The organism is Halorubrum salipaludis (assembly GCF_002286985.1).
Taxonomy (GTDB): domain Archaea; phylum Halobacteriota; class Halobacteria; order Halobacteriales; family Haloferacaceae; genus Halorubrum; species Halorubrum salipaludis.
Window position 1 is genome coordinate 1 of the sequence record NZ_NSKC01000008.1, and the last position, 18,118, is coordinate 18,118.

Sequence of the window (18,118 nt, forward strand, 5' to 3'; positions counted from 1 at the left end):
GGTTGGGTGGGACTCAAAGGGGCAGTCGCAAGGGCAGCTTAGGCGACGCTAAGCACCGCAGTGAAGGAGCGACAGCGACTGAACGAGGCGCGCAGCGAGCGTAAGCTGCCCTTGCGACTGGGGCTTTGGAAGTCTTCACCGCAAATACACCGATCACTCATGAATATCCGACAGCACCACCATTATCCGACTTATAAACAACCACTCCACTACCGTACGAGACTCACTCCTGCTCCCGATCAAGAAGCAGGCGCGTCCTCACGGCTGTCTCAGTAGAGATTATCTGAAAATATAACGACAACAGCGCCGACTCAGTCGTCGAGCGGGTTCTCGACGTCGATCTCGCCGGAGTCGATCTCGGCTTCGATCTCCCTGACCGCGGTGACCATGTTCTCGGTCTTCCCGTACGCGATGTCGCGCGGGAGCAGCTTCAGCCCGCAGTCGGGCGAGATCGTGAGCTTCTCCGGCGGGACGACGCGGAGGCCCTGCCGGATGTTCTCCTTGATCTCCTCGACCGGCTCCACCTCGGCGGTGTGGGCGTCGACGACGCCGAGCGCGAGGTCGGGCTCGAACGATGGGTCGGTGAACGTCGGGATCTGCTCGAAGTCGCCGTTACACAGCTCCACGTCGAACTCGTCGATCGGGTAGTCGTTGATCTCGGGGTAGATCCGCGAGTAGTCGCCGTAACAGACGTGGAGGCCGATCCGGACCTCCTCGTCGATGCCCGACACGATGCGTTCGAGGGCCTCGCCGACGATGGCGTGGTCCTCCGGCGTCGTCGCCAGCGCGGGCTCGTCGATCTGGATGTAGCGCGCGCCGGCCTCGACGAGCTTCTCGACCTCCTCGTTGACGAGGTCCGCGAGGTCGTAGACGAGCTCCTCGGTCGAGGGGTACGCCTCGTTGAACGCCCAGAACCCGAGCGTGTACGGCCCCGTGATCGGGACCTTGACGGGGCGCTCCGAGACATCGGAGGTGAACTCGAACTCGTCGACCAGCCACGGCTCGTCGTATTCGACCTCCTCGACGACGGACGGCTTGTCGAAGTAGTTGTGGCCCCACACCTTCACGGGCCCGTTGAACTCGTAGCCGTCGATGCGGTCGGCGAAGAACTCGACCATCTCGTTGCGGCGCATCTCGCCGTCGACGACCGTGTCGAGCCCGGCGCGCTCGTGCTCGTGGGTGATCAGCCGACAGGCGTCGTCGTGGGCCTCCTCCAGGTCCGATTCGTCGAACTTCGAGTCGGGGTCCGCGACGAGCTCGTCGGCGCGGTTGAGCCACTTCGGCTTCGGGTACGAGCCGACGACGGTCGTGAGCAGGAACGCGTCGTTCGGGTGGTCGTGCGGGCGGAACTGTTCGCGGTTGGCTTCGGGGTTTCGGGCCATTAGTCGAGCACCTCCGCGGCGGCGGCAAGGGCGTTCAGCTTCGCGCGGTACTTGTTGGTCGGCAGGTAGAACAGCTCGGTGTTCGGCGTCAGGTACGTCCGGTCGAACGCCTCGTTCGGGACCTGCGACTCGAACCACTCGACGCGCTCAGCGACCGTCTCCGGCTCCTCGACGAGCGTGTTCTGTCCGTCGACGAGCCCGAGCGAGAGCGAGTCGGTCGCGCCGAACTCCTGGACGTTGTAGACGGTGTCGTCGCGGTCGCCGGCGACGAGGTCGAGACCGAGCGCGTCGGCGCCCGCCTCGTCGACGAGGTGGGCGTACAGCTTCTCGCCGAGCGCGCCGTACGAGGTCTGGACGACCACGTCGGCGTCGGTCGCGTCGGCGACCGCCGCGATCGCGTCGGTCGCGGCCGACTCCTCGCCCTCCGCGGGCGGGCTCGTCACCAGCGACGGCTCCAGCAGGAACAGCGTCTCGTGGGCCGGGAACGCCTCGACCTCGCCCGCGAGGAACTCGGCGATCGCGGCCTGGAACTCCGCCTCGTCGCCGTAGTGTTCGTCGCTCGCGAGCTCCGCGAGCGAGTACGGGCCCGGAAGCGTCGCGGCGAGGTCGGCGTCGCCGGCCTCGCCGGCGAGCAGGTCGGTCGCGCGCTCCAGCTCGCGCGCCACGTCGCCGGAGAAGTCGAGGTCGTCGACGACCCGCGGGTCGCGGTAGAAGTTGTTGTTGTCGTAGTACCGCACGATCCCGCCGGTCTCGACGCTGTCGTGGACCGTGAGCGGGTGCGCGATCATGTCGTCCCAGCGCCCCTGCCCCTCGGTGATCAGATCGAGGCCGGCGTCGAGCTGGTCGTCGACGTACTCGGCGCGCACCTCGGCGTACTCCTCGACGATCGCCTCGCTCTCGTCGCCGCTCAGGAGGTCACCCTTCTGGTGGCCCTTGAGGTCGGAGAGCGTCTCCTTCGCCCAGTCCGGGAGCGGGTACAACCCCGGCGTGGCCGCGACTCGTTCAGTCATCACCGACCGTTCGATATGCCGCCGTATAATATTTGCTAATGCATTTTATGTTTTATAGTAATACAACATCGGTCGATGCGGCCGAAGGAGAGTGCTCCCTCACTCCCGGCGCAGCGCCACCACCGTGAGCGTCTCGAACGGGAACGACTCCTCGACGACCGGCTCGGCCGCGAACCCGGCGTCCTCCGCGAGGGCGAGCACCTCGTCGTACCCCGTCAGCGACGAGACCAGGAGCAGGACCACGCCGCCGGGCGCGAGGACGCGCCCCACGTCGTCGAGGAACGGCTCGATGAGCTCGCGGCCGGACTCGCCGCCCGAGAGCGCGTGCTCCATCCAGTCGTCCCACTCGTTGTCCGGGTCGGTCGGGAGGTACGGCGGGTTGAAGCACACGGTGTCGAACGCGTCCGCCCGGAACGGCGAGAGGAGGTCGGCGACGACCCCCTCGACGCCGCGCTCGCGGGCCTGTCGCGCCGCGTGGGGGTTGAGGTCGCTGCCGACCACGTCGAGCCCCCGCTCCTCGGCGACCTGCTGGGCGACCCACCCCGACCCCGTGCCGACCTCCAGCACCCGCCCGTGCGCTTCTTCGAGGGCCGCCTCCGCGAGCAGCCCTGAGTCCTCGGCCGGCTGGTAGACGACGGCGTCGTCGAGGCCGCGCCGCTCCGCGAGATCGGTCTCGGCGTCGTCTCCGGTCATCGGTCGGACTCCCCCGAGCCGTCAGCGTTCGACGCCGAGCCGTCAGCGTTCGACGCCGAGCCGTCAGCGTTCGACGCCGAGCCGTCAGCGTTCGACGCCGAGCCGTCGCCCCCGCCGTTCGACTCCGACTCCGCGGTCCCGCCCGTCGACCGGGACCCGCCGCGCGTCGCCGACCGGCCCTCGACCGACGCGTCCAACTGCGGCCCGGAGCTGCCCTCGGCCCGCGCGGAGAGCGTCTGCTGCGGGAACGGAATGACGATCCCCTCGTCTTCGAGCGCCGCCTTGATCGCGTTCATCGCGGCGGTCTGGGTGCGCCAGCGCTTGCGCATGCTGGGGTTCCGGATCCAGTAGCGGAGCCCCAACACGACCGCCGAGTCGGCGAACCGCTTCGTCACGGCGTTCGGCTCGGGCATCGCGGCCACGTCCTCGACCCCGGCGACGGTCTCCTCGATCACCGCCGCCGCGCGCTCGATATCGGCGTCGTAGTCGACGCCGACCTCGATCTCGATCCGCAGCCGGTTCCGCCGCGACCGGTCGATTATCGACCCCGACCGGACCGTGTCGTTCGGAAGCGTGATCACCTCGCCGTCGAACGACCGGAGGCGGGTGCTCATGATCGAGATCTCCGTGACGGTCCCCTCGTGGTCGCCGACCTCGACCCAGTCGCCCACCTCGAACGGGCGGGAGAACATCAGCACGAAGCCGGCGAGGATCGCTCCGAGCGTCTGGCGGGCCGCCATCCCGACCACGATCCCGAGGAAGCCGGCCCCGACGAGGAGCCCGCCGACGTTGTCGGTGAACAGCCCCACGACGACCAAGATTGCGAAGGTGTACACCGATATCTGGGTGAGCCGCCGGATCACCTCCTCCTGGTGGTCGGACAGCGCCGCGCTCTCGGCGGAGATCTCGCGGATGACCCCGCCGAGGAAGTCCGTGACCGCGTAGGCGCTCGCTAAGATCACCACCGCGAACACGACGTTCGACAGCTGGTCGGCGATCGCCGCCGACTCGTAGGCGTCGAGGAGCGCGCCGCTCCGGTCCCACACCGCGAGCAGCGAGAGCGCGCCGACCGCGGTGGCCCCGGCGACAGCCATCGACAGCAGGAGCCGCCGCTTCGAGGTGAGCTCCCCGTTCCGCCGCTTCGCCCACCCGGTGAGGAGCCGGACGCCGAGCACGGCGGCGACAATCAGCGCGGAGACCGCGACGCGCTCGACGTTCCCCGTCACGGCTCCGTAGAGATCGCTGAACGGCCCGGGAAGGGCGGTCGCGTTCTGCGCGAGGAGGGAGGCGATCACGGCTCCCCTCCGTCGGCGACCGCCGCGGCGCCCCGCACGGTCACGGTCCGAAACCGCCGCCGCGTCCGGCGGCCGCACCGTCGGGACCTCGGGACTCGAACGCTGAGCGGGGTCGCCGGCCACGCCATCGGCTCAGGCCTCCGTCGGCGACCCGCGCTCGCGGGCCAGCTCGGCCAGCGCCGCGAACGCCGCCGGTTCGAGGTCGCCCGGGCGGCGCCGGAGCAGGTCCTCGTCGGCGGCGTCGACGACGGCCTCGGGCTCGTCCAGCCCGGAGATGTGGCCCGTGTTTCGGATCGCGTTCCGGACCGTCTTCCGGCGCTGGGTGAAAAGCGCCTTCACGAACCGGAGGAAGAACGCCTCGTCGCCGGCCTCGTACTCCGGATCGCGGGGTGTACACCGGACGACGGCGCTCTCGACGGCCGGCTGGGGGTCGAACGCCTCCTTCGGGACGCGCTCGACGATCTCCACGTCGGCGTAGTGCTGGGCGGACACCGACAGGCGGCCGTACTCCGACTCCCCCGCCGACGCCACCATGCGCTCGGCGAACTCCGCCTGAAACATCAACACGAGGGGCCGCTTCTCGGGGAGCAGCCGGAAGGCGATCTCCGAGGAGACGCCGTACGGGAGGTTCGCGACGCAGGCGGTGAACGGCGGGAGGTCGACGTCGAGCGCGTCGCCCTCGATCACGTCGAGGAGGCCGTCGTCGACCGCGGTCGCGAACTCCTCGCGGAGGAAGTCGGCGAAGACGCCGTCGCGCTCGATCACGGAGAGGTGACCCGGAGCGGCGGCGTCGGAATCGGCGTCCGGGTCGCCGCCCTCCGCGACGATCGCCGCCAGCAGCCGGTCGGTGAGCGCCCCCGCGCCCCCGCCGATCTCGAGGAGGCGGCTCGCGTCGGCGTCGTCGGGGAGGTACGCCGGGATCCGATCGAGCACGCGGTCGTCGACGAGGAAGTGCTGGTCGCGGTCGGGGTTCGCGCGCTCCCCGGCCCGCCGGGCGAGCGCGTCGGGGTCGCGGTCCCCGTAGGCCGCGCCGGCGCCCGTCGATGAATCGGTCATGGCCGCGTTACTCCGCGGCTCCGGGTAAAAGTCCCGTTTCGGGTCGTCGCGGGCCGTCCCGACTGTCCGCCGCGAGGACGGGTCTGATCAGCCACAGAGATAGCGGCGATTGGTGGCGGGAGTGGGTATCGCAGATCGGTGGCGGCGAGACGGGATTTAAACTGCCAAGAGCGACGGCGACGCTCACTCATAAACCGATCTGCGGTGGCGTGCGCCTCCGAGCGTGCCGCCGAAGGCGGCCGCGAGGAGCACGCGCGAGGGACGCCGCGAGCGCAGCGAGCGGCGAGGCTGGGGAGGCGTGAGGCGCTGTGCGGTGCTGTGCGGGGCGGGACTCAAAGGGGCAGTCGCTGTGGGCGGCGCAGGCGACACAAGCACCGCAACGAGGGAGCGACAGCGACCGAGTGAGGCGCGCAGCGAGCGTGCGCCGCCCACAGCGACTGGGGCTTTGGAGGCCGTCACTCCAGAGTCGTCGATCACTTATAAACACCCGCCAGTACCACCACAATCTGACTTATAAACAACCAACCCATCGAAATGATTCACGTACTCCCGCTATCGATCGAGAGGCACGCGTCTCACCCAATCCGCCGGACGTCTGGCGCGTCGTACTCGCCCGCGAACGCCGCTGACCCCTCACCGAGACGCTCCCTCCCTCACTCCTCGTACCCGACGAACCGCCGGTACTTGAGGTCCTCCTCGCGGATCTCCTCGACGATCCGCTCGACGATCACCTCCCGCGGGCGGTGGAGGCCGGCGACGCGCTCCGAAACCTCCGCGAAGCTCTCGAAGGGGCCGCGCTTCCGCTCGTCGAGCACCTTGTTCCGGAGCTGTTTGCCGATCCCCGGAAGCAGGTTGAGCTGGTGGAGCCGCAGGGTGATCGGCCCGGCCTCGTTGTAGAAGTCGACGAACCGCTCCTCGTCGGCCTCGACGATGTCCTCGACCGCGTACTCGATCTCGGCGGCCGCGTTCCGGGTGAGGTCGTCGAACGACACCTCGCGGTACCGGCCGACCCCGGGGCCGTCCAGCGCGATCCGATCGCTCACGGAGACGTCGGCCGCCTCGTCGAGCGCGAGCTCGTACAGCCGGAACGCGTCCGTCCCGAGCCCGTACGCGACCGGCGACTTCCGGTACTGCGCGCGGTCGTCGTCCGGCCGCCCGTTGGGCAACACGTCCAACAGGACGACCGCGGGACCGTCGTCCGCGTCGGGCGCGTCGGTTTCGGGATCGCTCATACGCGTTTTAGGTGTCCGCGCGGTGAAAAAACCGCGGGCGTGCGGCGGTGACGACCGGTCCCGCACACCGGGAGCCGCCGAAAGCCAAAAGCCCGTCTGTGCCCCACGAACGGTATGAACGAGCCAGGCACCGAGGGCGTGCTGTTGGACCAGGAGACGCTCCGCGGTCGGCTCGACGACGCGCCCGGGTGGCTCCGGGAGCACTACCGAACCTTCCGCGAGTCGATGCTCGGCGAGCGCGACGGCTCCCCGTTCCCCTGCTACTTCGGCATCGAGGTCGAGCGCGAGGGCGACCTGCTGTACGCCGCCTGCGAGTCGACGACCGACCCCGCCGCCCTGCTCCGGCTCCGCGACGTGCTCTCGGAGTACCTCGACACCTACGACGACCACGCCGACCGCGCACCGCTGGCGGTGTTCTTCCGACCGCCCGACGGAGACCCGGGCGAGGCGCACTACCACGAGCGGCTCTGGCACGTGCTGGAGTTCCTCCACGTCCACGACCCCGAGCCGTGGCCCGAGGACATCCCGACCGACCCCGACACCCCCCGGTGGGAGTTCTGCTTCGGCGGCGAGCCGCTGTTCCCGACCTCCCGCGCCCCCTTCTACGACGAGCGCAGGAGCCGGTACTCGCCGGTGGGACTGGAGATCACCTTCCAGCCGCGGGCGGTCTTCGACGGGCTCACCGCCGACACCGAGGCGGGGGAACGGGCCCGCGAGACGATCCGCGACCGGATGGGCGAGTACGACGGGGTCTGTCCCCACGCCGACCTCGGCGACTGGGGCGTCGAGGGCGACCGCGAGTGGCGCCAGTACCTGTTCCGCGAGGACGACGACGCGAGCCCGGACGCCTGTCCCCTGCGCCCGACCCGCGAGCACCCGAAGGCGCCGGACGCGCTGCTGGAGCCGGGCGCGTGGCGTCGGTTCGACGAGTCGCCCCCGGCGGCGGGCGGCGATGAGGCGCTGACTACGGGGTTCGGCGATGACTGAGCCGTCGCGGTCGGCGGCCACGGAACCCGCCCGCGCGCGCTCCGACGACGCGGTCCTCCTGTTGATCGACTTTCAGACCGGATTCGACGAGCCGGGGTGGGGCGAGCGCAACAACCCCGACGCGGAGTCGATCGCGGCCGAACTCCTCGGCCGGTGGCGCGCCGAGGGACGACCCGTCGCGCACGTGCGACACGCCTCGACGGAGCCCGACTCGCCGCTGCGGTCCGACGCCCCGGGGTTTGCGTGGAAGCCGGAGACCGCGCCCGAGGCGGGCGAGCCGACCTTCGAGAAGTCGGTCAACGGCGCCCTCCTCGGCTCGGGGCTCGACGAGTGGCTTCGCGAACGGGGACACGAGTCGCTCGTCGTCTGCGGACTCACCACCGATCACTGCGTCTCGACCACGGTCCGAGCCGCGGAGAACCGCGGCTACGACGTTCGCGTGGTCGCCGACGCGACCGCGACGCACGCCCGAGCGACCCACGACGGCGACCGGATCGACCCGGAGACCTCTCACCGCGTCGCGCTCGCGCACCTGAACGGCGAGTTCGCGACCGTCGTCGAGAGCGGGGACCTGCTCGCGGACTGACCGAAAGCCCATATCCCTCCCGCGAGAACCGCGAGCGTGTTCTACGGAACTCCGAACTGCCCGGAGTGCGGGAGCCGCTTCCTCGTGAAATCGATCCGGATGAACGGGGGGTACGTCCCGCCGCCGGACCTGACCGTCTACCGCTGTTACCGGTGCTTCGCGAAGTTCACCGACGAGGACGTGGCGGCGGCCGAGGACGAGGTCGAGCCCGACGACGGGGGTCCGGAGAGGGACCGGCCGATCCGCGTCACCGATGTCGATCTCGCCGTCTCGCCAGCCGGCGAGAAACGCGCGGTCGACCGGTTCGCGGTCGCCCTCCGCAACGACGGCACCGAGCCGGTCCGAGTGGCGCGGGCGACGCTCGCGTTCGACGACGGCGAGGAGTCGGTCGCGCCGGTCGACCCCGTCGTCCTCGCCCCCGACGAGACGGCGACCGTCACGGTCACCCGCGACTGGCTCCACCCCGGCCAGGAGGCGGTGACGGTCCGGCTGTCGGGCGACGGCGAGACGGTCGGGTCGGTCCGGGTTACGGACCTCGACTGAGCCCGTCGCCGGCGGTCGGCGGCGATCGACCGCGTCAGTCGTCGGCCGCCTCCGCGGCGCTCCCGCTCGCGCCGTCGCCGGGGGCGTCGTCGGTGGTCGTGTCGTCGCGAGGCGCGGCGTCGCCGGACGTGTCGTCCCCGTTCGCGCCGTCCCCGCCCGCGTCGCCGCCGTCGCCGTCCCCGCTCGCGCGGTCGGCGGCGTTCGCGAACATGCCGCGCCGGGTCGTGTACAGGAAGTAGCCGCCCAGCCCGAGGAACCCGACGACGTTCGAGGCCGCGACCGCCCAGAAGACGGCCTCGACGCCCCAGCCGAGCCCGGGCGAGACGGAGACGCCGAACGCCCCGAACGTCGCGGCCGCGGGCACCGCGGCGACCGCGATCGGGAACCGGACCCCCCAGTACTTGACCAGGTCCGCGACGAACGAGGTCCGGGTGCGCGAGGCGCCGTTGAAGCCGGCGAGCAGGGTGTAGCTCCCGCCGAGCGCCCAGTAAGTGACCGCCAGGATCCGCAGGTACAGCACCGACAGCGACCGCCCCGCCGCGGTGAGATCGGGCGCGAGCAGATCGGCGATCCCCCCGGCGAACAGGAACTGGACGGCGCCGAGCGCGAGGAACCCGACGACGATCAGCTCGGTGCCGACGACCGTCGTCCGGCGGGCGCGCCGCGGGGCGTCCGCCCCGAGGTTCTGTCCGATCATCGACTGGGCCGCCTGCTGTACCCCGAGCGCGGGGACGACCGCCAGCGTGGCGACCCGCGCGCCGACCGTGTACGCCGCGACGCCGGCCGCCCCGCCGGCGATCGCGACCAGCCCCACGACGAGCACGCGCACCAGCTCGCTCACCCCGCGCTGGCCGCCGAGGGGGAGCCCGACTTCTACGACCTCGCGCACCGCACCGAGATCGACGGCGAACGCGTCGCGGGTGAGCCGGAACGTGTCCCGTCCGATCCCCGCCGCGTACGCGAGCACGTGGACGAGGCCGACGACGCCCGCGAGGACCGTCCCGAGGGCCGCGCCCGCGACGCCGAGCGCCGGGACCGGGCCGACGCCGAAGATGAGGACGGGCGCCGCGACGAGGTTGGCGAGGACGCTGGCGACGCTCACGTGGAGGACGGCGCGGGTGTCGCCGTAGGCGGTGAAGCAGTTCTCCACCGTGTCGCCGACCGCCCCGAGCGGGAGGACGGCGACGATGATCGCGAGGTACGTCGCCGTGGTGCCGGCCAGGGCGGGGTCCGCGCTGAGGGCCCGCACCAGCTCCTCGGCGTAGACGACGACGGGTATCGCGATCGCGCCGGTGACCGCGAGCGCGACGAGCGCGCCGTTGACCGCGACGCGGCGCGCACCCGCGTCGTCCTCGTCGCCGGCGCGCTGCGCGACGAGGATCTGCGTTCCGAGGGCGGCGACGACCACCGCCGCGCCCAGGAACGACTGGATCGGGAGGCTGAGCCCGACCGCGGCGACGGCGTCCTCGCTCACCCGCCCGAGCCAGAACGTGTCGACGAGGGCGTTCGCGACGTACACGAGGTTCTGCGCGACGAGCGGGGCCGCGAGCAGCAGGAGTACCCGGCCGACGGGCCCCCCGGTGATCGCCTCGCGGTCGACATCGAACATCGAATAGTTCCGTATCGGATTCTGATAATAAAAGCATACTGGTGTTAGATAGCATACGTCTCTCCGCGCCGGGCGCCGCGGAGCCCGCCGGTGGTCGGCCGGACCCGCCGCCGATCGATCGGATCCTCACGTTTTTGCACCCGGCCGCCGTGGCTCCGGTATGCAACGCGGCCGTCGGAAGCCGGACTGGCTGAAGTCGCGTCCCCCGTCGGGCTCCCGGTTCACGGAGATCAAAGAGCGCCTTCGCGAGCGGGACCTCCACACGGTGTGCGAGGAGGCGAACTGCCCCAACATGGGCGAGTGTTGGTCGGGCCGAGACGGGCCGGGGACTGCGACGTTCATGCTCATGGGCGACCGCTGCTCGCGCGGATGTAACTTCTGTGACGTGGAGACCGGCGGTATGGAGCCCCTGGACCCCGACGAGCCGGCGAACGTGGCGGACGCGGTCGCGGAGATCGGGCTCGACTACGTCGTGCTCACGTCGGTCGACCGCGACGACCTCGCGGACGGCGGCTCCGCGCACTTCGCCGAGACGATCCGGGCGATTAAGCGGCGGGACCCGGAGATCCTCGTCGAGACGCTGATCCCGGACTTCGGTGGCGACCCCGAGGCGATCGACCGGATCGTCGACGCCGGGCCCGACGTGATCGCCCACAACGTCGAGACGGTCGAGCGGCTCCAGTGGCCCGTGCGCGACCGGCGGGCCGGCTACGAGCAGTCGCTCGCGGTGCTCGACCGGGTCGACCGCGAGTCCGACATCCACACCAAGACGAGCCTCATGCTCGGCGTCGGCGAGTACCACCACGAGGTGTACCGCACCCTCGGCGACCTCCGCGAGGTCGGCGTCGACGTGGTGACGTTCGGCCAGTACCTCCGGCCCTCGCGCTCGCACCTCGACGTGTTCGAGTACGTACACCCCGACGTGTTCGACGTGTGGCGCGCGGTCGCCGAAGAGGAGTTCGGCTTCCTCTACTGCGCGTCGGGGCCGATGGTCCGTTCCTCGTACAAGGCGGGCGAGCTGTTCGTGGAGGCCATGCTCCGCGAGGGGCGCTCTCCCGAGGACGCACGGCGACACGCGCGCGCCGCGGGCGGCGACTGAGGCGGAGCGGGGAAGAGGGGGGACGGACCGCGGAAGACCGAGACGGATCGGCGAATTCCGACGTTCCGACAGCTGTCAGGCGTTTTCGAGGTATCGACTTTTGTCGGAACAGCGAGTTATTTACCTCTCCATAACTCACTCTGCGGCAGTGAGACGCACACATGGGAACAACTGAATCGTCGATCGTCGACTCGGCGCGGGCCCGGCCGGGGCTTCTTCTCGTCGCCCTCCTCGGCGGCCTGCTGCTCGTCGACCTCGCCGCGAAGCTCGCCGGGCTCTCCGTGGGCCCGGTCGGCGGGGCGCTCTCGGCCGATCGACTCGGCTCGAACCTCTGGAACGGGGTCGTGATCGGGCTCGTCGTCGGGCTCGCCGGCATCGGGCTCTCGATGACGTACAGCATCCTCTCGTTCGCGAACTTCTCGCACGGCGACCTGCTCAGCACCGGGGCGTTCACCGGCTGGGGGGTCGCGTTCCTGATCGCCGGGTTCGGAGACGTCCCGGTCCGGGCGCTGTTGAGCGTCCGGGACGCCGGGAGCGCGTCCGCCGGCGAGGTCGGCGCGCACATCCTCTCGACGCCCGTCGCGGTGCTCGCGGGACTGGTCGCGGCGTTCGCGATCACCGCGGCCGTCGCGCTGGCGCTGGACCGCGCGTTCTACAAGCCGATGCGGGACCGCGACGGGATCTCGATCCTGATCGCGTCGATCGGCGCCGCGCTGGTCGTCCGGTACGCGATCCAGTTCGTCTACGGCTCCGACCGGCGCGGCGTCACGGCGAGCGTCGACGCGTCGAACCTCGCGTTCGGTCCGCTCGGGCTCTCCGTCAACGCCCACGAGCTGACAATCGTCGTCGCCGCGATCGGGCTCATGCTCGCGATGCACTTCATGCTCCAGCGCACGAAGCTCGGCACCGCGATGCGGGCGATGGCCGACAACAAGGACCTGGCGCTCGTGACGGGGATCCCGGCCGAGCGCGTCGTCACCGCGACGTGGATCATCGGCGGCGGGCTGGCGGGCGCCTCGGGGTACCTCTACGTGCTGCTCCGCGGGACGATCCAGTTCGACTTCGGCTGGCTGCTGCTCCTCCTCATCTTCGCGGCCGTCATCCTCGGCGGGATCGGCTCGGTGTACGGCGCGATCGCGGGCGGGCTCGTCATCGGGATCGTCTTCACCACCTCGACGATCTGGATCCCCTCGGACTTCAACGAGGCCGCCGCCTTCGCCGTGATGATCACCATGCTCCTGTTGCGCCCCGAGGGGCTCTTCGGAGGTGTTTCGACCGCATGACCGACGCCTCGTCCTCGGGCGACCGGGACGCGCCGGCCGACGAGCGGCCGGAGAGCGCGACCGCCGCCCTGCTCGACGCCGCCAAGCGGAGCGACCTCGGGCTCGTGCTCGGGACGCTCCTCGTAGTCTACCTCGCCGCGACGGTGCTCACCTTCGCCGACGGTCTCAACAGCGTCGTCGGGCTGATGCGGACGCTGACGTTCCTCGGGCTCGTGTACGCGCTCGCGGCGCTCGCGTTGAACCTCCAGTGGGGGTACGCCGGGCTGTTCAACATCGGCGTGGCCGGGTTCATGGCGCTCGGGGTCTACACCATGGGGATCGTCGTCCGCTCGCCCGACCCGGCGTTCGGGCCGCCCGGGTTCGGGCTCCCGCTCCCGGTCGGCATCGCCGCCGGCATGCTGGTGGCCGCGGTCGTCGGCCTGCTCGCCGCGCTCCCGGCGCTCCGGCTCAAGGCCGACTACCTGGCGATCGTCACGCTCGGCATCTCGGAGATCGTCCGGCTGTTCCTCCAGTCGAGCGCGTTCGACACGTTCCTCAGGGACTCGCTCGGCGTCGGCACCGGCGGCGGCCGCGGCATGGGGATGCCGCGGAACCCCGTCCGCGACCTGTTCCTCGTCGACGGGCAGGCCGGGACGCCGACGGCCTTCGGCGAGCTCGTCTTCGGGGTCTTCGGCGAGGACGCGCTCGGGGTCTCCAACTCGATCCTCATCGACTGGGGGTACATCGCCGTGCTCGCCGCCTTCGTGATCGCCTTTTACGTCCTGCTGGAACGGCTCGGCCGGTCGCCGTTCGGGCGGACGCTCAAGGCGATCCGGGAAGACGAGCTCGTCGCCGACTCGCTCGGGAAGAACGTGGACCTGATCAAGGTGAAGGTGTTCGTCATCGGCTGTGCGCTGATGGGGCTCGTCGGCATCCTCTGGTTCGGCAGTCAGGGCAACGTCTCGCCGACGCCGCAGTTCATGCCCCTCCTGACCTTCTACGTCTTCATCGCCGTCATCATCGGCGGGTCGGGGTCGAACACCGGCTCGGTCCTCGGCGGGATCGTCTTCGCGACGGTCCTGTTCGAGGGGCCGCGCCGCGTCGGGGCGTCGGTACGCGATGTCATCGACGCCGAGACGCCGCCGTCGTTCGCCGACGCGGTGGCCGCGCTCGACCCGACCGCGTTCCTCGCGTTCGCGACGGACAACGTCGCGCCGCTCCAGTTCATCCTCCTCGGGCTCATCCTGGTGTTCATCATGCACCGGCGCCCCGACGGGATACTCGGGGACCGGATCGAGACGGCCGCGGCCGTCGACCTCTCGGAGCGCCCCAGCGGGGGTGAGACCGATGAGTAGCGACGTTCCGGACGCCTCGGACGTCGCCGACGCGGCGGACGAGGTCGACGCGGCCGACGCGATCACCGACGAGCCCGAGGCGAACGACAGCGCCGTCGAGGAGGCGGCGAAACACGTCCCCTCGGGGGCCCCGCCGCTCCGTGTCGAGGGGCTCGTCAAGCGGTTCGGCGGGGTCACCGCCGTCGACGGCGCCAGCTTCGAGGTCGAACAGGGGTCGCTGACGGGACTGATCGGCCCCAACGGGGCCGGGAAGTCGACCACGTTCAACTGCATCACCGGCGTCCACGAGCCGACCGCGGGGTCGGTGTACTTCAAGGGCGAGGACGTCACCGGGCTCGAACCGTACCGGATGGCGCGGAAGGGACTCGTCCGCACCTTCCAGATCGCCCGCGAGCTCTCGGAGATGACCGTCCTGGAGAACCTGATGCTCGCACCGAAGGGCCAGCTCGGCGAGTCGGCGATCCGGGCGGTCACGCCCGGCCTCCGGGGAGACGTCGTCGAACAGGAGGAGGCGATCCGCGAGCGCGCGTGGGAGACCCTCGACTTCTTCGAGATTGACCACCTCGCGACCGAACACGCCGGCAACCTCTCGGGCGGGCAGCGGAAGCTCCTCGAGATGGCGCGGGCGCTCATGACCGATCCGGAGGTGGTTCTGCTCGACGAGCCGCTCGCGGGGGTCAACCCCACGTTAGAGGAGAAGCTCCTCGACCGAATCCACCAGCTGCGCGAGGACGGCTACACCTTCCTCCTCGTCGAACACGACATGGACGTCATCATGAACAACTGCGAACACGTCATCGTCATGCACCAGGGCAGCGTTCTCGCCGAGGGGACCGGCGACGAGATACGGAACGACGAACGGGTCATCGAGGCGTACCTGGGGGAGGACGTATGAGCGTCGAGGAGGGCGAGACCGGCGACGAGCGCGTCGGCGAGAGCGGGACCGACGAGACGACCACCGACGAGACCGTCGCGGACGACCCCGTCGAGTCGGACGGGACCGCCGAGTCCGACGCGACCGACGCCGACGCGGGGACGGCCCACACCCTCGACGGCGACGCCATCCTCCGGCTCCGCGACCTCGACGCCGGCTACGGCGACCTGCAGATCCTCTCGGACGTCGACCTCGACGTCGCCGACGGAGAGTACGTCACCATCGTCGGCCCCAACGGCGCCGGCAAGTCGACCGTGATGAAGACGGTCTTCGGGCTCACGACGTACATGGACGGCACCGTCGAGTTCGAGGGCGAGCCGATCCACGGGCTCGCGCCCGAGCGGATCATCCGCGAGGGGATCGGGTTCGTCCCGCAGACGGACAACGTGTTCCCGGGACTGAGCGTCCGCGAGAACCTCGAGATGGGGGCGTACATCCTCGACGAGGTCCCCGAAGACCAGATCGAGGCGATCTACGACCGGTTCCCGATCCTCCGGGAGCGGAAAGACCAGAAGGCCGGGACGCTCTCCGGCGGCCAGCGCCAGATGGTCGCGATGGGGCGGGCGCTCATGCTCGACCCCGATCTGCTGTTGCTCGACGAGCCGTCGGCGGGGCTCGCGCCGGACCTCGTCTCGGACATGTTCGACCGGATCGACCGGATCAACGACTCGGGGACCGCGATCCTGATGGTCGAGCAGAACGCGAAGGAGGCGCTACGGCGCTGCGACCGCGGCTACGTCCTCGTCAACGGCGAGAACCGGTACACCGACCGCGGCGACGTCTTGCTCGGCGACGAGGACGTGCGGAAGGACTTCCTCGGCGGATAGCTCGGTCGTCCGTCTTTCGGTTTGCGGGCGGCTCGTCCGGGGCGCCCCGTTCGTGATCGATGGCGGGAGTAAGTCTCGCACGTTGGTGATCTGGTTGTTTATAAGTCGGATTGAGTTGTTGCCGTCGGCTGTTTATAAGCGATCGATGATGCTGCGGTGAAGCCCTCCAAAGCCCCAGCCGTGAGGCGGGCGGACGCTCGCTGCGCTCCTCACTCGGTCGCTACCGCTCCCTCGTTGCGGTGCTTGTGTCGCCTCCGCCCGCCTCACGACTGCCCCTTTGAATCCCACCCGACCGCGACCGCACAGCACCTCATGCCTCCCCAGCCTCGTCGCTGGCGGCTATCGCCGCCAGCGACTCCCTCGCACCGTCGGCTCGCGGCCGCCGAGGGCGGCCGCTCACCGGGGCGCGCCACCGCACGGCATTTATAAGTGATCGTCGCCGTCGCTTATATCCTTTTAAATGCAAGATCGCTCGCATCAATTTGCGATACCCACTCCCGAACTCAATCAAGAACGACCGTATATCGGACGGGGTCAGTCGAGCGCGTCGGCGAGGACGGGCGCGACGCTGACGACGCTGCAGCCGCGTTCGAGGGTGTCGCTGCCGACGATGCGGTCGACGCCGGCGCCGCGGAGCTTCGTCACGGCGTTGGCCGCGAGCATCGGGTGGACGCAGGCGGCGAGCACCCGCTTCGCGCCGCGGTCGTTCAGGACGGCGACCGACTCGCTCATCGTCGACCCGGTGGCGACGATGTCGTCGACGACGACCACGTCCCGTCCCTCCACGGGCGCGTCCGACGGCGACACCTCGATCGCGCCCGTGTCGCGGTCGCGGTGCTTCTCGAAGTAGTCGGTCTCGCCCGCGCCGTACGCGTCCCGAACCGTCTCCGCGATGCCGACCGCGCCCTCGTCGGGCGCGAGGAACAGGGGGGAATCGAGGACGGCCGGCAGGGGCTCCGCGAGCACGCCGGCGGCGTCGACCGTCTCGACCGGGGCGTCGTAGAAGTCGGCGACGCCCGCCTCGTGGGGGTTGACGAGGACGACGCGGTCGGTCCCGGTCGATATCGCCCGGGCCATTGCCCGCGCCGAGACCGGCTCGCCGTCGCCGAACGACGCGTCCTGCCGGGCGTACCCCATGTAGGGGATCACCGTCGTCACGCGCTCGGCGCCGGCCTCGCGGACGGCGTCCTGGAGCTGGAGCAGTTCGACCCACGCCTCGTCGGAGTCGGTCGCGGCGACGATCACCGCCTCGTCGCCCGCGAAGTCGGGGACCGCCGCGAGCCCCTCCCCGTCCGGGAACCGGTCGTAGGTCGGGGTCGCCAGCGGCCGACCCGTCTCCTCGGCGAGCGCGGCCGCGAGCAGCTGTGAGCTGGATCCGGGTACGATCATGGGCGTCCGTTCCCCAGACACCGATAAACCAGTTTCCTTACTCGCCCGCCTCGGAGTCCGATCGGCCGCCGATCGAGCCCCACGCGAGCGTGTGACGCACCGCGGCCACAGGGGCGGATATTTACGCGAGCGGCGGATACGACGCCGTAATGACCGAAACCGGAGACCGAGTCGGTCTCGTCTGCCCGTCGTGCTCGTCGGGCGAGGAGACCGTCCACGAAGTGTTGCGCCCCGGCGGGCAGGCGACCGTTCGCTGTACCGAGTGCGACCACACGCACAAAGCCGAGATCCCCGAGGAGGAGACCGTCCGGCTGACCGTCGTCGTCTCGCAGGACGGCGAGTCGTTCTCGACCGAGATGGACGTGCCCGCCGACACCTACGTCGCCACGGGCGAGGAGTTCGTCGTCGACTCGCCCGACGCCCTGATGCAGGTCCGGGTGACCGGGATCGAGGTCGGCCCCGAACAGCGCGTCGAGGAGGCCGACATCGAGGCCGTCGAGACGCTGTGGACCCGCGCGGTCGACAACGTCTCCGTCCCGGTGACGCTCCACCCGAAGGACGGCAACGCCGACCAGACGCGCTCGCTGCAGGTGAACGTCCCCGGCGACTACGAGTTCACCGTCGGCGAGACCGAGGTCTTCGGCGAAGAGGAGTTCACCGTCGAGGGCGTCCAGATCCGCGAGGACGCCCCCGAGTACCGCCACGAGAAGCTGGACCACGAGGGCGACTTCGCGTACGCCAAGGACTGCAAGCGGGTGTACGCCCGCGACGAGAGTCTGACGGCGTGGTCGGCCTGGTAGACCGAAGCGGGAGTCTCGGGCGAGCGGTCGCTGTTCGGAACGAGTCCTTCGAAAAAACG

17 protein-coding genes are annotated in these 18,118 nt (G+C 70.3%); 9 read left to right on the forward strand and 8 right to left on the reverse strand.

What is annotated here, in order from left to right; translation table 11 throughout:
• Window positions 1-311: 311 nt before the first annotated feature.
• The 6 genes from CK500_RS11590 to CK500_RS11615 all read right to left on the reverse strand — a co-directional run bounded on the left by CK500_RS11590 (window position 312) and on the right by CK500_RS11615 (window position 6,668).
• Entirely contained in the window at window positions 312-1,382 is a 1,071-nt protein-coding gene (locus tag CK500_RS11590; protein WP_095637383.1) for a methionine synthase, read from the reverse strand.
• Window positions 1,382-2,392 carry a 5-methyltetrahydropteroyltriglutamate--homocysteine methyltransferase gene (locus CK500_RS11595; protein ID WP_095637384.1) on the reverse strand — a complete coding sequence of 337 codons (1,011 nt, stop codon included), beginning with the start codon at window positions 2,390-2,392 and terminating at the stop codon, window positions 1,382-1,384. The genes CK500_RS11590 and CK500_RS11595 overlap by 1 nt, the downstream gene beginning before the upstream one ends.
• Before the next feature lie 99 nt (window positions 2,393-2,491).
• Window positions 2,492-3,085: a HemK2/MTQ2 family protein methyltransferase gene (locus CK500_RS11600; RefSeq protein ID WP_095637385.1), complete on the reverse strand. Its 594-nt coding sequence runs from the start codon at window positions 3,083-3,085 to the stop codon at window positions 2,492-2,494.
• Window positions 3,082-4,380: a mechanosensitive ion channel family protein gene (locus CK500_RS11605; RefSeq protein WP_095637386.1), complete on the reverse strand. Its 1,299-nt coding sequence runs from the start codon at window positions 4,378-4,380 to the stop codon at window positions 3,082-3,084. The genes CK500_RS11600 and CK500_RS11605 overlap by 4 nt, the downstream gene beginning before the upstream one ends.
• A 132-nt stretch (window positions 4,381-4,512) precedes the next feature.
• Complete coding sequence (locus CK500_RS11610; RefSeq protein WP_095637387.1) at window positions 4,513-5,436, reverse strand: 16S ribosomal RNA methyltransferase A; 924 nt, start codon at window positions 5,434-5,436, stop codon at window positions 4,513-4,515.
• Window positions 5,437-6,089: 653 nt separating this feature from the next.
• Entirely contained in the window at window positions 6,090-6,668 is a 579-nt protein-coding gene (locus tag CK500_RS11615; RefSeq protein WP_095637388.1) for a DUF655 domain-containing protein, read from the reverse strand.
• A 114-nt stretch (window positions 6,669-6,782) separates the two neighbouring features.
• Between CK500_RS11615 and CK500_RS11620 the strand changes: the two genes are divergently transcribed.
• The 3 genes from CK500_RS11620 to CK500_RS11630 are packed head-to-tail and all read left to right on the forward strand — an operon-like array spanning window position 6,783 to window position 8,784.
• A complete protein-coding gene (locus tag CK500_RS11620; protein ID WP_095637389.1) occupies window positions 6,783-7,655 on the forward strand; it encodes a YqcI/YcgG family protein in 873 nt (290 codons plus the stop codon).
• Window positions 7,648-8,241, forward strand: coding sequence for a cysteine hydrolase family protein (locus tag CK500_RS11625; protein ID WP_095637390.1), 594 nt, complete (start codon window positions 7,648-7,650; stop codon window positions 8,239-8,241). The genes CK500_RS11620 and CK500_RS11625 overlap by 8 nt, the downstream gene beginning before the upstream one ends.
• Window positions 8,242-8,277: 36 nt before the next feature.
• Window positions 8,278-8,784 (forward strand): hypothetical protein, encoded by a 507-nt coding sequence (locus CK500_RS11630; protein WP_095637391.1) that lies wholly within the window; start codon window positions 8,278-8,280, stop codon window positions 8,782-8,784.
• A gap of 34 nt (window positions 8,785-8,818) precedes the next feature.
• Here CK500_RS11630 and CK500_RS11640 read toward each other — a convergent pair whose 3' ends face one another.
• Entirely contained in the window at window positions 8,819-10,393 is a 1,575-nt protein-coding gene (locus tag CK500_RS11640; protein WP_233139143.1) for an MATE family efflux transporter, read from the reverse strand.
• Window positions 10,394-10,553: 160 nt separating this feature from the next.
• Between CK500_RS11640 and lipA the strand changes: the two genes are divergently transcribed.
• The 5 genes from lipA (at window position 10,554) to CK500_RS11665 (ending at window position 15,870) form a co-directional block, all read left to right on the forward strand.
• Window positions 10,554-11,492 (forward strand): lipoyl synthase, encoded by a 939-nt coding sequence (lipA, locus tag CK500_RS11645; protein WP_095637392.1) that lies wholly within the window; start codon window positions 10,554-10,556, stop codon window positions 11,490-11,492.
• 161 nt (window positions 11,493-11,653) lie between these two features.
• Complete coding sequence (locus tag CK500_RS11650; protein ID WP_095637393.1) at window positions 11,654-12,775, forward strand: branched-chain amino acid ABC transporter permease; 1,122 nt, start codon at window positions 11,654-11,656, stop codon at window positions 12,773-12,775.
• Window positions 12,772-14,109 (forward strand): branched-chain amino acid ABC transporter permease, encoded by a 1,338-nt coding sequence (locus CK500_RS11655; protein ID WP_095637394.1) that lies wholly within the window; start codon window positions 12,772-12,774, stop codon window positions 14,107-14,109. The genes CK500_RS11650 and CK500_RS11655 overlap by 4 nt, the downstream gene beginning before the upstream one ends.
• A complete protein-coding gene (locus CK500_RS11660) occupies window positions 14,102-15,004 on the forward strand; it encodes an ABC transporter ATP-binding protein (protein WP_095637395.1) in 903 nt (300 codons plus the stop codon). The genes CK500_RS11655 and CK500_RS11660 overlap by 8 nt, the downstream gene beginning before the upstream one ends.
• Entirely contained in the window at window positions 15,001-15,870 is an 870-nt protein-coding gene (locus CK500_RS11665; protein ID WP_233139148.1) for an ABC transporter ATP-binding protein, read from the forward strand. Before CK500_RS11660 ends, CK500_RS11665 begins: the two co-directional genes overlap by 4 nt.
• A 534-nt stretch (window positions 15,871-16,404) precedes the next feature.
• Here the strand turns inward: CK500_RS11665 and prs are convergent.
• Window positions 16,405-17,259, reverse strand: a complete 855-nt coding sequence (gene prs, locus CK500_RS11670; RefSeq protein ID WP_095637396.1) for a ribose-phosphate diphosphokinase — start codon at window positions 17,257-17,259, stop codon at window positions 16,405-16,407.
• Window positions 17,260-17,408: 149 nt separating this feature from the next.
• On the opposite strand from prs, the gene CK500_RS11675 reads away from it, so the two are divergent.
• Window positions 17,409-18,059: an HVO_0476 family zinc finger protein gene (locus CK500_RS11675; RefSeq protein WP_095637397.1), complete on the forward strand. Its 651-nt coding sequence runs from the start codon at window positions 17,409-17,411 to the stop codon at window positions 18,057-18,059.
• Window positions 18,060-18,118 lie beyond the last annotated feature (59 nt).

Excerpts from the sequence above, each read along its gene's own strand:
- CK500_RS11590 (WP_095637383.1), bottom strand. The coding sequence starts at position 1,382 with ATGGCCCGAAACCCCGAAGCCAACCGCGAACAGTTCCGCCCGCACGAC.
- CK500_RS11595 (WP_095637384.1), bottom strand. The coding sequence starts at position 2,392 with ATGACTGAACGAGTCGCGGCCACGCCGGGGTTGTACCCGCTCCCGGAC.
- CK500_RS11600 (WP_095637385.1), bottom strand. The coding sequence starts at position 3,085 with ATGACCGGAGACGACGCCGAGACCGATCTCGCGGAGCGGCGCGGCCTC.
- CK500_RS11610 (WP_095637387.1), bottom strand. The coding sequence starts at position 5,436 with ATGACCGATTCATCGACGGGCGCCGGCGCGGCCTACGGGGACCGCGAC.
- CK500_RS11615 (WP_095637388.1), bottom strand. The coding sequence starts at position 6,668 with ATGAGCGATCCCGAAACCGACGCGCCCGACGCGGACGACGGTCCCGCG.
- CK500_RS11620 (WP_095637389.1), top strand. The coding sequence starts at position 6,783 with ATGAACGAGCCAGGCACCGAGGGCGTGCTGTTGGACCAGGAGACGCTC.
- CK500_RS11625 (WP_095637390.1), top strand. The coding sequence starts at position 7,648 with ATGACTGAGCCGTCGCGGTCGGCGGCCACGGAACCCGCCCGCGCGCGC.
- CK500_RS11640 (WP_233139143.1), bottom strand. The coding sequence starts at position 10,393 with ATGTTCGATGTCGACCGCGAGGCGATCACCGGGGGGCCCGTCGGCCGG.
- lipA (WP_095637392.1), top strand. The coding sequence starts at position 10,554 with ATGCAACGCGGCCGTCGGAAGCCGGACTGGCTGAAGTCGCGTCCCCCG.
- CK500_RS11650 (WP_095637393.1), top strand. The coding sequence starts at position 11,654 with ATGGGAACAACTGAATCGTCGATCGTCGACTCGGCGCGGGCCCGGCCG.
- CK500_RS11655 (WP_095637394.1), top strand. The coding sequence starts at position 12,772 with ATGACCGACGCCTCGTCCTCGGGCGACCGGGACGCGCCGGCCGACGAG.
- CK500_RS11660 (WP_095637395.1), top strand. The coding sequence starts at position 14,102 with ATGAGTAGCGACGTTCCGGACGCCTCGGACGTCGCCGACGCGGCGGAC.
- CK500_RS11665 (WP_233139148.1), top strand. The coding sequence starts at position 15,001 with ATGAGCGTCGAGGAGGGCGAGACCGGCGACGAGCGCGTCGGCGAGAGC.
- prs (WP_095637396.1), bottom strand. The coding sequence starts at position 17,259 with ATGATCGTACCCGGATCCAGCTCACAGCTGCTCGCGGCCGCGCTCGCC.
- CK500_RS11675 (WP_095637397.1), top strand. The coding sequence starts at position 17,409 with ATGACCGAAACCGGAGACCGAGTCGGTCTCGTCTGCCCGTCGTGCTCG.